Here is a 13,121-nt window from a genome sequence, read left to right on the forward strand (position 1 = left end):
CTAATCGGTTAGATGTAATTCGCCATTGAACATTTCGTCCCGATAGTCCCGATAGTTATCGGGATCGGGAGGGATCAACCCCAATTGTTATGGCTCATTTCATATAATGTGATTTTTTCCAAAGAAAATGTTAAACGGTTAACTGGAAGTTATTTCAGTAAGAAATTAATGTTAACATCCCATACTGTTCATTTCCGGATTTATACGACCCACCCCCTGATATGACCGCCTGACAGAATTTACCTTGCTCCCGCCTTTCGGCGGCATAGATTTGCAGTCAAACAAGCCGCTTATGAAGCTATCGGTCATTTTCACACTCTTTTGTATACTGCTTTTTTTCAGGAGTGCCGCTTCACAGGAACAGGGTTGGAAAACGGCAAGGAATGAAAAGGGCATTGTCATCAGCTATCGGTGGGTCCGGGCCCCGGAAGGAAGAAAGGTCCGGGAAATGAAGGCTGTTTTTACCGTAGATTCGGATGTACACGCTCTTATCCGCCAGTTCAAAGATGCCGAAAAGTTCCGGAAATGGTCCGTAACCGTTCATAGCTGTAATTTTCGGCTGAAAACCGAAGAACTGTGGGAAGCCCATATGGAGTTCCGTTTCCCCTGGCCCTTACGGTCCCGGGACCTGGTCACGAGAAACGAACTGATAACTTCCGGAAGCACTGTTCTCCTGAAAATGAACAGTATTCCACAGGCAAGACCCCAACTGCCCGGTATAAAGCGGATAGAATCCTACCAGGCTACCTGGCAATTTTCCGGAATTCCCGGAGGAAGGACGGTAATAACCCATCGCGTCATCACTTATGATCCCCCCGACTTCCCCAGGATAATTGCAGATCCCGTAATACAGGACAAGCTTATAGAATCCGTAGAGCAACTGCGGCAACAAATTTGAAAAAGTTTTTTTTTATGCGGGAAGTTTTGATTATCTTAAAGAAAAAGATTTTTGCTCTGAAAGGCAGTCCGGAGCAAATTGCCAGGGGGTTTGCCCTTGGCTCTTTTATTGGGATGATGCCCATACCCGGACTACAGGTTTTTGTATCCCTTGGTTTGGCAACCTGTATAGGTGTAAACAAGAAAGCCGCATGTCTCGCCGTTTTTAATACCAACCTCTTCACCGGGGCTTTCATATTTGCATTTAACTACTGGTTGGGTAAGACCATTTTGGGAGTATCTCCCGATTTTGTCTTTCCGGATAAGATCGGTACGGATTTCATATATGTCATGGCATCCTCCGGGGAAAATATTTTTTCTTCCCTTTTAACAGGCGGGTGCATCACCGGCATATGTTCTGCATGGATAAGCTACCATTTGGTTTTGCTTTGGTTTCAAAAAAAAACATATAGATAATGCGCTATCAAAATACATTTACAGTAATTACAGGGGCCAGCCAGGGACTGGGCAAGGCCCTTGCCGGAGTATGCGCCCGACAGGGCCGTAACCTCATCCTCATCTCCCTGCCGGGGGAACATATACACCTTACAGCCAAAGAACTCATGCGGCAACATGCCGTTGAAGTTATTTGTCTTGAAACCGACCTCACCCTGGAGGAAAACATATCGGAAATGGTTTCCAGTATTAAAAAATACAATATCAATATCCTTATCAATAATGCGGGAATCGGCGGAACAAAAAAGTTTATGGACGCTGACCTCGCTTATATAAACGGTATTCTGCAGCTGAATATGAAATCGCTGGTAATACTCACGCACCAGTTACTCCCTATCCTCAAAAAACAGAAGCAATCATATATACTCAATATCTCCAGCCTTGCGGCCTTTTCTCCCATGCCCTACAAAACCGTCTATCCCGCAACAAAGGCTTTCGTCTATTCTTTTTCCAGGGGGCTGAATGCCGAACTCAAAGAGAGCAACATTCACGTAGCCGTCGCCCATCCGGGCGGAATGCCCACCAACGGGGATACGACCAAAAGGATAAATACGCACAGTAAATTCATTCGCTTTTCCATACTATCGGCCGAAACGACGGCTGCCATCTGCATGGAAAAACTGCTCCAGGGAGAAAACATCATCATTCCGGGAAAAATGAACAGGTTCAGTTCCATTTTACAGAAATTTATGCCGGTAGATCTCCAGCTAAGGATTTTCAGCACTAAATTGCAACGCGAATTACAACAGTAGTATAATGACAGATACCGTATTGGTAACAGGTGCCAACGGCTTCCTGGGAAATCATATCGTAAGGATACTCCTGCAACGGAAATACCGGGTCATTGCCATGGTCCGTCCGGGCAGTGATATCCGTGGCCTGAAAGGAATGGATTGTACCATCCGCAGAGGTGAATTACACAACCCGGGAGACATCCGCCCGCCGGTCATGGAATCCGATTATGTCATCCATTGCGCTTCCATGACCTCACCGAACAGCACTGACCTCAACCTCTATAAAAAAGCCAATCTCGCTTCTACCGAATTACTGGTAAAAGCCTGCCGGGAGCACAATATCCGGCGTTTTGTTCTGGTAAGTACGGCAAATTGCTTCACCAACGGTACCCTCGACAAGCCCGGCAACGAAAACTCCGGCTTTATGCCGTGGCTCCGGTACTCCGGTTACGCTTACAGCAAACATCTTGCCCAGGAATACGTACTTCAGAAGAGCAGGGAAGAAAATTTTCCGGGAATAGTTGTAGCCCCTACCTTTTTGGTAGGTCCCTACGATATGAAACCGTCCAGTGGTGCACTGCTGTTATATGCCGTGAAGAACCGCATACTGTTTTGCCCGAAGGGAGGCAAAAGCTTTGTAGATGTCCGTGCCGTGGCCATTGCCACCGCAAATGCCCTTACCATGGGCAGAACAGGAGAATGTTACCTGCTTTCCGGTGTTAATCTCGACTACAGGACCTATTTCAGGAAGACAGGGCAAATTACCGGACGGCGCAAACGGATGATCCCCCTGCCGGGACAACTGGAAAACCTCTTTGGTATAGCATGCCGTATTTTTCCTCATCAGAGAATACGTCTTTTGAAAACACATATGCGGATGTTGTCCCTGGACAATTACTTCAGCAATGCCAAAGCAAAAGAAGAACTTCATATGCCAGATACCGACATAGATGAAGCCATAAAAAATTCCGTAAGCTGGTTTGCGGGAGAAGGTTATTTAAAAAAATAAGCCCTATTTTAGGATGAGCGTAATATATAACTGTGAAAAGTAAGGCCATACATATCTTTCTGGCACGTCTGCTCCTTATTTACGGGCTGCATCTTATTATAAAATGGGGAGATGAGACTTTCCATCATTTTTTTGATTTTACCCGTAGAGGAATTTATTTTTCCTTTTTTGTCATAAGCCTGTGGATGCTATGCCTGTACCTCCTGGACTATATAAAAAAGAAGTGGTTCACCCCCCGGAAAAAGCCTTTTGCCTACCTGCTTTTCTGCATAGCATACGGTTATGTTTTTGCGCTTATAACCAATGTGGTCTACAGGTATACCGATATCCGTTATTTCGGAACGGATTGGGGCGATATCGGGTACTTTAACCCCATGCTTATCCTGGGCATACTGATACTTTTTATTTCCGCCCTGAGTTTTTACGAATATTTTCAGACCGAACTGACCGTAAAGGAAAACCAGTTGCTCACGGAAAAACTGAAAAAAGAAAACGCCATTGCCCATTACAAATTATTAAAAGCACAGATAGAGCCGCATTTTTTGTTCAACAGTCTCAGCGTGCTGTCTTCGCTGGTTCACAAAGATGCCGATCTCGCATCCGATTTCATTCTGAAATTATCACGGTTGCTGCGTTTTTCCATAGACCGGAATGAGCAAATGTATGTCTTCCTCGATGAAGAAACCGATTTTATGAAGGACTACTTCTTTCTTATCAGGACCCGCTTCGGAAACTCCGTAACCCTGAAAAATGACCTGGACATACCGGACAGACGGGATGTTATCCTGCCTCCCGGCACCTTACAGACACTTACGGAAAATGCGGTTAAGCACAATGGCTACGGGCCGGAAAACCCTTTAAATATCCGGCTTTATAATGACAAAGAATTTATCTATGTAAGTAATAATATCATTCCGAAAGAAAATCCGTATGAGTCCACCGGGATAGGACTTGTCAATTTATCCCGAAGGTTTCATTTATTATGCCGGAAGGACCTGGATTTTGGTATTACGGGAGAAAATTTCACAGTTCGTTTACCACTCATCTCCAAAACCACAGACTATGCGTATCTTGATCATTGAGGACGAAACACATACGGCCGACCGGCTCCGTGACCTGCTGCTCGGATATGATAGAACGATAAAGATCGGAGGCATCCTGGCATCGAACAAAGATGCGGTTAAATGGTATCGCAGCAACGGTATGCCTGACCTGGTGTTCCAGGACATAGAATTGGCCGATGGCCATTGCTTCCGGACATTCGAGCAGGTAGAGGTAACGGCACCCGTTATTTTCACTACGGCATACAGCAACTATGCCCTGAAGTCTTTCCGCATGAACAGTATAGATTATATTGTCAAGCCTTACGGAAAAGAAGATATTTCGAGGGCACTCCAAAAACTGGACCGGATGAAAAATATATTCCGCCTTCCCGAAAAAGAAATCTTGAGAGAAGTACTAAGCCCCGATAAACCCAGAAACCGGGTGCTGGTAAAACTGGGCGATTTTTACAAATCGATCCGTACGGGAGATATTGCCTACTTTAAATCGGAAGACGGATTGACCTCCGCACATACTTTTTCAGGGGAAAGACATTTTGTAGACCCGCCGGTAAACAAACTGGCGGAAGAACTGGACCCGTTGGTATTCTTCCAGATAAACCGAAAGTTTATCCTGAATATCTCGGCAATAGCCTCTATCCGGCAATGGTTCGGGAACCGCCTGAAAATAGAGCTCAATGTACCGGGTGAAGAAGATGTTATCGTAAGCAGGGACCGTGTCCGGTATTTTAAAAGCTGGCTGGACCAGTAGCGAGGGGTTATTCCGGATTACATACCTTGCAGTCATCCTGGTGCTCACCTACCAGGTACCCCCGTTCGTTCAATTTATAATCACAGCAATCCATATATCCGTATTGCAATAACTTTCGCCCCCTTTGTATGCGCGATTTGGCACCGGAGACGGAGATTTGCAATATTCCGGCAACTTCCGCCTGCTTTTTCCCCTGTATCTCACTGAGCAGCAAAGCCTCCCTGTATTTTTCCGGCAATTGGTCAATAAGAGGCAAAAGGCAGTCCCTTTCTGTCATTCCTTTCCCTGTTTCAGGTTCGGCAGATACGACATCTTCCGGAAATAACACTTCGGTCCTGCTTTTCCTGTAATAATCAATGATTGCATTACGGGCAATCGCATATAACCACGATTTGAGTTTTGCCTCGTCCTCCAGGTCGCCCAGGCGAAGGTGTACTTTTGCAAAAACCTCCTGTAACAGGTCTTTCGCCGTTTCCGGATCATTGACCCTGTCACGGATATATGCTTTCATTTCACCGGAAAAGCGTTTCCATATTTCTGCTGTTTCCATAATCTTCAATATACGAAAAAATTAACTACCTCGGGGCAATCCCGATAATTATCGGGACGCGAGGCATAAATCGGAAAAACCGAAAAAAAGCGTTTCGACGCAAGCGTCGGAGCATTTTAAATCTCACTTAGTGAGTAAAAAAGTCTCAATCATAAATTACCGGGAGTTGCTGGTGGTGACCACTGCAAAAAACTCCCGGCACTTTCTGTCTTTTGCCTCCTGCCTTCTAGCATTCGCAATGCGCACAGGTACAGTTTTCGCAGGTGCATTCCGGACAATGCCCTTCTTTACAGGATGTACACTGGCATTTACAATCTTGTATTGTTTCCATAGTATAGAATTTTCGATTACATTTATTAAGACGGAACATCCCCAGAAAAGACGCATTTTTTTCTCCTTTTTTCGGTTGTGGTTCCCCGGGAAAGAAAATATCTGAAAAAAAACGGGAAAGGATAAAATATTTCCCCGGGTATTCCGACTATATAAGTATAACGCATCTTCATTGCATGGATCAACAGGAAAAAAATATTGTCATACAACGGGTAACAATCTCCGAGGAAGGCAAATTGATCCACTTTCTGAAACAATGGATACCTAACAGGGAAGATGCCAGAGATATAGTACAGGATGTCTTTTACAACCTGGTGCTTGGCTTTGAAGAGATCCGGGACCTCGACAAAATTTCTTCCTGGCTTTACAGTACAGCCAGGTTCAAGGCCATCGACTTTTTACGTAAAAAGAGGCCTACACCCGAATCCGACCTGGCGGGGCCTGCGGATACGGATGAGAACGAAACAAGTCTTTTCGAGTGGTTGCAGGAGCATATTCCGGCACACCAGGAGACTGAGATGTGGCAGGAAGAAGTATACCGGGTCCTGGAATACACCCTGGAGGCCCTTCCGGAGGAGCAGCGTGATGCCTTTGCCCTCCACGAACTGGAAGGTATCCCTATTGCAGAGATCGCCCGGAAACAGAACGTTTCGGTAAATACCGTCCTGTCCAGAAAACGATATGCCGTGGTCCGGCTTAAAAAAGAACTGCAACTTTTGTATAACGAATTAAATGATTGACCCATGAAACCGATATCATCGGAATGATGATTAACACAGAGAGAACGATTATTTCAAATATCAGAAGTTCCGTACGACCGATAAAAAACAATAAAAAATAAACAGATGAAAGTATTAAAGATCATAGGACTCGTAGTTGTAAAACTGGCCTGCATTGCGCTCTATGTATTTGTGGTAATGCAACTGTGGAACTGGTTAATGCCATACGTATTCGGTATTACCACACTTACCTTCTGGCAGACCCTGGGTGTTTTGCTGTTGTGCAAACTGTTATTCCTGGGAAGCGGCTGGAACTACAGACGAAGAAAATACGGACCTCCCGGTTATGCCAGACGCCAATGGAAATCCGGGTTCCGGCAAAAATGGAAAGAAAAACTGTGCAACCGTCAAGAAAACGACAATGAACAATAGAACTGCCCCTCTGGAAGTGCTGGTATTTGCCACCAGTATAAATTCCACCTATGAAGCCAATGCCATACTGGAAGCACTTTTGCTTCACAAAGGCGTAAAACAGGCCAATTTCGACCTGGAAGATGTGGATAATATTCTCCGTATCGTCTCCTGCGGGATTACGGAAGAAGAAGTGGAAAGCATCCTTACATACCGGAACACACAATGTAAAGCACTGGTGTAACCCGCGAAAACAAAGATCCCGGACATTCCCCGAAAGAAAGAGATCACGACTGAGGGAATGCCCGGAATCCGGTATTGAAAAGTATGACTATTGATCTTCTTTTCTTATCATATGTCTTTCCCTGGCCAGGAGTGTGTTTTTCAGGAGCATTGCTATGGTCATCGGTCCCACGCCGCCGGGTACCGGGGTAATATAGCTTGCTTTTTTACTTACATTTTCAAAATCGACATCCCCTACAATACGATATCCCCTCGCAGCCGATTCATCCGGAACCCGGGTTATGCCCACATCGATAATAACGGCATCGTCTTTTACCATTTCTGCTTTCAGGTAGTTGGGCTGCCCCAGTGCGGTAATAATAATATCGGCCTGTGAAGTGATCTGGGTGATATTCTTGGTATGGCTGTGCGTAAGGGTCACCGTGGAATTTCCCGGGAATCCTCTTCTTCCCATCAGGATGCTCATAGGCCTCCCCACGATATGGCTCCGTCCTATAACTACGGTGTGCTTTCCTTTGGTCTCTACATTATAACGTTCCAGCAGTTCCAGTATACCAAAAGGCGTTGCGGGAATGAACGTGGTCATATCCAGCGCCATTTTACCGAAGTTTACGGGGTGAAACCCGTCTACGTCCTTATCGGGGTCCACGGCCATCAGTACCTTTTGGGTATCTATCTGCTTTGGCAGTGGTAATTGTACGATAAAACCGTCTATATCGTCATCTTCATTGAGGTCCTTGATCTTCTTCAGCAACTCCACCTCACTGATGGTACTGGGCAGTTTAACAAGAGTGGACTCAAAACCAACCCTTTCGCAGGCTTTTACCTTACTTCCCACATAGGTCAGGCTGGCCCCGTCATTTCCTACCAGTACGGCTGCAAGATGCGGTACCTTCTCCCCTTTTTTCTTCATTTCCGCTACTTCTGCGGCTATTTCATCCTTAATTTGATTGGAAATTTTCTTCCCGTCGAGTAATTCCATGTTGTGGTTTGTATAGTTCCTGGTTTGTAGTTTATTGGTTTTGACGCCGGGGAATATTCCCTTTGCCTGCGGCACCTCCCCGAAGGGGAGAGTATAATTTTTTTAACGCATTCCCTTCATTCCGCTCATCATCTGCATCATTTTACGGCCGCTGCCTCCCTGCATCATTTTCATCATCTTGCTCATCTGGTTGAACTGCTTCAACAACTGGTTAACTTCCTGCACGGATGTCCCGGAACCTTTGGCTATTCTCTTTTTACGGGAAGCGTTCAGCATGGAAGGAGTGGAGCGCTCTCCCGGGGTCATGGAATGGATAATGGCTTCTATATGTTTAAATGCGTCATCGTCTATGTCCACATCTTTAAGTGCCTTACCAGCTCCGGGTATCATGCCCATAAGGTCTTTCATGCTACCCATCTTTTTGATCTGCTGTATCTGCGAAAGGAAATCATCAAAACCAAACTGGTTCTTGGCTATCTTTTTCTGTAATTTTCTCGCTTCTTCTTCATCGTACTGTTCCTGCGCCCGTTCCACAAGTGAAACCACATCCCCCATCCCGAGGATACGGTCGGCCATACGCGAAGGGTAGAAGACATCGATGGCATCCATTTTTTCTCCCGTACCTATAAACTTGATAGGTTTGTTCACTACGGATTTTATGGAAATCGCCGCCCCTCCACGGGTATCCCCGTCGAGTTTGGTAAGGATTACCCCGTCAAAATCCAGGCGGTCGTTAAATGCCTTGGCGGTATTCACCGCGTCCTGCCCGGTCATGGCATCTACCACAAACAGGGTTTCCTCGGGCGTAACGGCCTTGTGAATATCGGATATTTCCGCCATCATCTCTTCATCCACCGCAAGACGACCGGCCGTGTCGACGATCACCACATTATGTCCGTTGGCTCTGGCGTGTTGGATACCCGCTTTGGCAATGGCCACAGGATCGTTATTATCCCGGTCGGAATAGACTTCTACCCCTATTTGTTCTCCAACCACATGCAACTGGTCTATCGCCGCGGGGCGATATACGTCACAGGCTACCAGAAGAGGTTTCTTTGTCTTTTTATTCTTGAGGTAATTGGCAAGTTTTCCGGAAAAGGTTGTTTTACCGGACCCCTGGAGTCCCGACATGAGGATCACGGAAGGATTTCCGGAGAGGTTTATCCCTTCGGCATCCCCGCCCATTAGCTCGGTGAGCTCGTCTTTGACGAGTTTTACCATAAGCTGCCCGGGCTGTAAGGTGGTCAATACATTCTGCCCGAGAGCCTTTTCCTTCACACTATTGGTAAAATCCTTGGCTATCTTGAAATTAACGTCGGCATCGAGAAGTGCTCTTCTCACCTCCTTCAGGGTCTCCGCTACATTGATCTCCGTAATCTGCCCGTGTCCTTTAAGGACGTGAAGGGCTTTATCCAGCTTTTCACTTAAATTGTCAAACATAATTACCTGCTTCTTTTTTTACAAGACTACCACTTCGTTTCGCGGCAGGTGCAAATTTAAGAATTTGTACCGAAGACAACCAGGCTGAAGCCCTAATTTTAAACATTTTCCATTCACAGCCTGACAGGAAACCGGAAAGTTCAGGTCATTTTAACAAAAAATTTTCTTTTTCATAAATCTGCCGATACGGTCCGGGTGCTTTCAAAATAGTAACTTACCCTTCTTATAAACCACAAATCAAAAACTTATGAAAAAACCTGACCTGCTTTTGCTAACCGGAAAGATCCCGGTTTTATTGTTCTTGTGCACCCTGCTGGCCTGTAGTAATCCCGAAACGGAAGATCTAGCCCTCCCCGGAACAGAGGCCATGACCTATGCTTCCGGAAGCTCCGCCCTCGCCAAACGCTGGGCTCCTGTGCATTACATGGACGTCGATGCTACCGGCACATATTCCGAAGGCGGCAAATCCGATTACATTACCGCAATAGATTACGACGGCGACTGGAATGCGGAAAACAACTGGGAAAACCTGCCCGCCTATGGCAATGCCCTGTATGCTCACTGCTATTATTCTGTAGTGGAAACCACTACCCACTGGTTTATCATCTACGCCTTTTTTCATCCCAGGGACTGGACGGACATTTTTTTCCTTTACGAACTCGACCAGCATGAAAATGACCTGGAAGGGGTAATGATGATCGTACAAAAAGACGGCTCCGCTTACGGTTCCCTGCAGGGCGCCGTTACTGTAAGCCATTCGGATTTCTATTCCTACACCACAGCCGGCAGTCCCTTATACAGCGGACCGGAAAGTGTGGACGGTGTATTACAGACAGTGGAATACCAGGGAGAACAACACCCGGTGACCGCCCAGGAGGCCAAAGGTCACGGCCTGAAGGCCTGGCCCCAGTACGACATAAATGGCGACGGTGTCATCTACTATCCTTCCATGACCGACAATGCCCAGGCGCCCGCAGACAACTATGATACTCATGTGGAATACAAACTGGTAGACATTTTCGAAGCCGGGGGATTATGGGACCAACGGTCAAACACTCAATTGTTCTTCAATGCCGGGGGCGGTTTTAAAGGAAATAATTTCGGCACGGGAGGAGCAAATGCCCCGTGGGCGTGGAATGACGGGGACGACGGGCTGGTACAGTCGGGCGAAATGGCTACGGACCCGGCCAAACTCACGGATAATTATTTCTACGGATTGGGCAACTTTTCACACGTGTATCTCAACAACCCATACAACAATGCTGCCGGAGGGGTTGCTACATTCTATGAACACTGCAACTATGAAGGCTATGCCGTATCTCTCCCCCCGGGAGATTACACACTTGCCGATTTGCAGTCCCGCGGTATTTCAAACGATGAGATCTCCTCTTTAAAACTGGAAAACGGGTATGGGATCATCCTGTACCGGGACAATAACCTGAACGGCGGTTCCCTGGTAAAAACGGCATCCGACGAATGTCTCGGAGACGACGGGTTTAATGATGAAGTCAGCTCTGTAAGGATATCGGCAATATAGAGTACGGAGTGAAAAAGTCGGGAAGTCCCGGCATTCGGAGTTGTTTTTGTAATGATCTGGTCCCGTTTTGTTCCGGATAAATATTTAAGGTTCAGTACCAACTAAGTACCTGAGCAATCAGGTAACAACTACAACCTATCAACTCCAGAACTAACAACTCCCAAAAGACTAGTATAAAAGAGAAAGAGGCCTCACGGCCTCTTTTCTGGCTGCCAGGCACCCCTACCCGACAGCTCAATCCAAACAACCTAAATTTAACAGTTGATAATTGTATTGGTAAAAAATATAGACAGATTGTTAAACCAAAATATCAACTGTATATCTGTATATCTTCAAGTTCATTACTTTAAATGCGGTAACCGCTTTTTGTCCTTTTTTCCGATGCTGACTTCGTTTTTCACATGTCCGCATCCCACCGTTTTGTCACTCATCCTCCGTTGGAATCACAAATATTTTTGCCTTCCTTTACTACGGAGATCATTTCGCTGTTCGTACTTATTTCCACTTCCTCCCCGGTAATGTATTTTGCTACCAAAGGGTAATTTATGCTGGTATGCAGATTACCAATCTGGTCAATGAACTTATAAAAGTCCTCATCATCATCTATGGTAACGCTACCATTGGACTGGTTATTAGCGTTGTATGTCAGCATTTCCAGCGGATACTGAAAACTGACACAGGTAATCCGGTCTTCCGGAGTACGGGTACACATTTCTTTCAGCATGGCAAACTCTTCTGCGGAGTTCACTCTTATTTCTGTATATCCCTTTGACAATATCGTCACCGGGAATTGCAGTGTTACCGGTATCTCCAACTCCTCCGTTATCCGTTTCACGATGCTCAGGTCCCCTTCATTGTTTATCATTCGTACCGCCCCGTTCAGGGATACTGCTACGGGAAACTTTACGGTTCCGCAACTATAACCGTCCAGAAAATCATCAGCGCTTCCGTTATTGGCGGTAGCTCTCTGTATCCATACGGCCATTTCGGAACCGGATGTAATTACCAGGTCCGGATCTTCCCCTATCATCTCACTCACTTCGCTCTGGCAGGAAAAAAATAAAAAGAACGTTATCCATACTACCCGAAGGCTTCCCGGAAAACCTCTCTCTATTTTCCCGGCGTATTTCGTCATTAAAACAGTTGTAATTCCAAATACCCTACCCTTCATTTTAATTTTTTTGATTTTTTCCTGAAAAATATCCCTGCGGACATTTGCAGGATACAGATTTAACATTCGTTATCACCCTATGTGACTGCAATGTACACAGACGGTTTACAGTATACAAGTCCCCGTAGAAGAATAAAAATAAATATTGCTTTTTCCGAATACCTGCATTTTTCTCAGGTTTAATGTATATCGGGCTTCCCTTCTATTTTCAAAATAAATATCTTTGTTGCTAGACAGATGTTAGATCTATGTTACGACAAGACAGCCCGGTATGCTCGGAAAAGACATATACCTCTCTTTATAATACCTATGCGGAAACGCTGAACAACTTTATTTATTACAAATGCGGGGACAGCAAGGAGGCAGAGGACATTGTACAGGAATCCTTTGTCAGACTCTGGAAAAACTGTAGCAAGGTACCCTTTGAAAAAGCCAGATCCTTTTTATTTACGGTAGCCAACAATTTGTTTCTGAATATCGTGGCCCATAAAAAGGTCGTACTCCATTATGCCAAGGAAAAAACCGGTGATGTAGACAGTGAAAGCCCACAGTTTGTCCTGGAAGAAAAGGAATATATGGATAAACTGCAGACGGCCATTGCCAATCTCAGCGATGCACAGCGAACGGCCTTCCTTCTGAACCGGATAGACGGTATGAAATATGCTGAAATAGCGGATTCTCTCGGCATATCGGTAAAGGCTGTGGAAAAAAGGATCCACAAGGCCCTGATAAGCCTCAGGAGTGAAATAGAGGGGTTTTAGACGAAATGTCCCTGATGATGAAACAACAGA

Annotated in this window: 15 protein-coding genes; 11 read left to right on the plus strand and 4 right to left on the minus strand. The window is 45.7% G+C overall.

Translation table 11 applies throughout. From position 1 onward, the window contains the following. Positions 1–292: 292 nt before the first annotated feature. The 6 genes from ED312_RS12670 to ED312_RS12695 are packed head-to-tail and all read left to right on the plus strand — an operon-like array spanning position 293 to position 4,947. On the plus strand, positions 293–898 hold the full coding sequence (locus ED312_RS12670) for an SRPBCC family protein (RefSeq protein WP_123216389.1): 606 nt from the start codon (positions 293–295) through the stop codon (positions 896–898). A 14-nt stretch (positions 899–912) separates the two neighbouring features. Further along, complete coding sequence (locus ED312_RS12675) at positions 913–1,353, plus strand: DUF2062 domain-containing protein (RefSeq protein WP_123216390.1); 441 nt, start codon at positions 913–915, stop codon at positions 1,351–1,353. Beyond that, positions 1,353–2,144 (plus strand): SDR family NAD(P)-dependent oxidoreductase, encoded by a 792-nt coding sequence (locus ED312_RS12680; protein WP_123216391.1) that lies wholly within the window; start codon positions 1,353–1,355, stop codon positions 2,142–2,144. The genes ED312_RS12675 and ED312_RS12680 overlap by 1 nt, the downstream gene beginning before the upstream one ends. A gap of 4 nt (positions 2,145–2,148) precedes the next feature. After that, positions 2,149–3,135 carry an NAD-dependent epimerase/dehydratase family protein gene (locus tag ED312_RS12685; protein WP_123216392.1) on the plus strand — a complete coding sequence of 329 codons (987 nt, stop codon included), beginning with the start codon at positions 2,149–2,151 and terminating at the stop codon, positions 3,133–3,135. A 32-nt stretch (positions 3,136–3,167) separates the two neighbouring features. Beyond that, a complete protein-coding gene (locus ED312_RS12690; RefSeq protein ID WP_123216393.1) occupies positions 3,168–4,217 on the plus strand; it encodes a sensor histidine kinase in 1,050 nt (349 codons plus the stop codon). Beyond that, positions 4,198–4,947: a LytR/AlgR family response regulator transcription factor gene (locus ED312_RS12695; protein ID WP_148044284.1), complete on the plus strand. Its 750-nt coding sequence runs from the start codon at positions 4,198–4,200 to the stop codon at positions 4,945–4,947. Before ED312_RS12690 ends, ED312_RS12695 begins: the two co-directional genes overlap by 20 nt. Positions 4,948–4,954: 7 nt before the next feature. Here ED312_RS12695 and sigZ read toward each other — a convergent pair whose 3' ends face one another. Further along, positions 4,955–5,497, minus strand: a complete 543-nt coding sequence (gene sigZ, locus ED312_RS12700) for an RNA polymerase sigma factor SigZ (RefSeq protein WP_123216395.1) — start codon at positions 5,495–5,497, stop codon at positions 4,955–4,957. A 506-nt stretch (positions 5,498–6,003) separates the two neighbouring features. On the opposite strand from sigZ, the gene ED312_RS12705 reads away from it, so the two are divergent. The 3 genes from ED312_RS12705 to ED312_RS12715 all read left to right on the plus strand — a co-directional run bounded on the left by ED312_RS12705 (position 6,004) and on the right by ED312_RS12715 (position 7,201). Then, positions 6,004–6,567: an RNA polymerase sigma factor gene (locus tag ED312_RS12705; protein ID WP_123216396.1), complete on the plus strand. Its 564-nt coding sequence runs from the start codon at positions 6,004–6,006 to the stop codon at positions 6,565–6,567. Between the two features lie 105 nt (positions 6,568–6,672). Next, complete coding sequence (locus ED312_RS12710; protein ID WP_123216397.1) at positions 6,673–6,978, plus strand: hypothetical protein; 306 nt, start codon at positions 6,673–6,675, stop codon at positions 6,976–6,978. Next, positions 6,968–7,201 carry a hypothetical protein gene (locus ED312_RS12715; RefSeq protein WP_123216398.1) on the plus strand — a complete coding sequence of 78 codons (234 nt, stop codon included), beginning with the start codon at positions 6,968–6,970 and terminating at the stop codon, positions 7,199–7,201. Before ED312_RS12710 ends, ED312_RS12715 begins: the two co-directional genes overlap by 11 nt. Before the next feature lie 87 nt (positions 7,202–7,288). Here ED312_RS12715 and folD read toward each other — a convergent pair whose 3' ends face one another. Both folD and ffh read right to left on the minus strand, forming a co-directional pair. Then, a complete protein-coding gene (gene folD, locus ED312_RS12720) occupies positions 7,289–8,182 on the minus strand; it encodes a bifunctional methylenetetrahydrofolate dehydrogenase/methenyltetrahydrofolate cyclohydrolase FolD (protein ID WP_123216446.1) in 894 nt (297 codons plus the stop codon). Positions 8,183–8,284: 102 nt separating this feature from the next. Beyond that, positions 8,285–9,622: a signal recognition particle protein gene (ffh, locus tag ED312_RS12725; protein ID WP_123216399.1), complete on the minus strand. Its 1,338-nt coding sequence runs from the start codon at positions 9,620–9,622 to the stop codon at positions 8,285–8,287. A gap of 247 nt (positions 9,623–9,869) precedes the next feature. Between ffh and ED312_RS12730 the strand changes: the two genes are divergently transcribed. Next, positions 9,870–11,159, plus strand: coding sequence for a hypothetical protein (locus tag ED312_RS12730; RefSeq protein ID WP_206363254.1), 1,290 nt, complete (start codon positions 9,870–9,872; stop codon positions 11,157–11,159). A gap of 427 nt (positions 11,160–11,586) precedes the next feature. On the opposite strand, the gene ED312_RS12735 is transcribed toward ED312_RS12730, so the two are convergent. Further along, positions 11,587–12,294, minus strand: coding sequence for a hypothetical protein (locus ED312_RS12735; protein WP_148044285.1), 708 nt, complete (start codon positions 12,292–12,294; stop codon positions 11,587–11,589). A 284-nt stretch (positions 12,295–12,578) separates the two neighbouring features. On the opposite strand from ED312_RS12735, the gene ED312_RS12740 reads away from it, so the two are divergent. Continuing rightward, a complete protein-coding gene (locus ED312_RS12740; RefSeq protein ID WP_123216401.1) occupies positions 12,579–13,091 on the plus strand; it encodes an RNA polymerase sigma factor in 513 nt (170 codons plus the stop codon). Positions 13,092–13,121 lie beyond the last annotated feature (30 nt).

Origin of the sequence: Sinomicrobium pectinilyticum (genome assembly GCF_003725735.1) — a bacterium.
Lineage (GTDB): Bacteria > Bacteroidota > Bacteroidia > Flavobacteriales > Flavobacteriaceae > Sinomicrobium > Sinomicrobium pectinilyticum.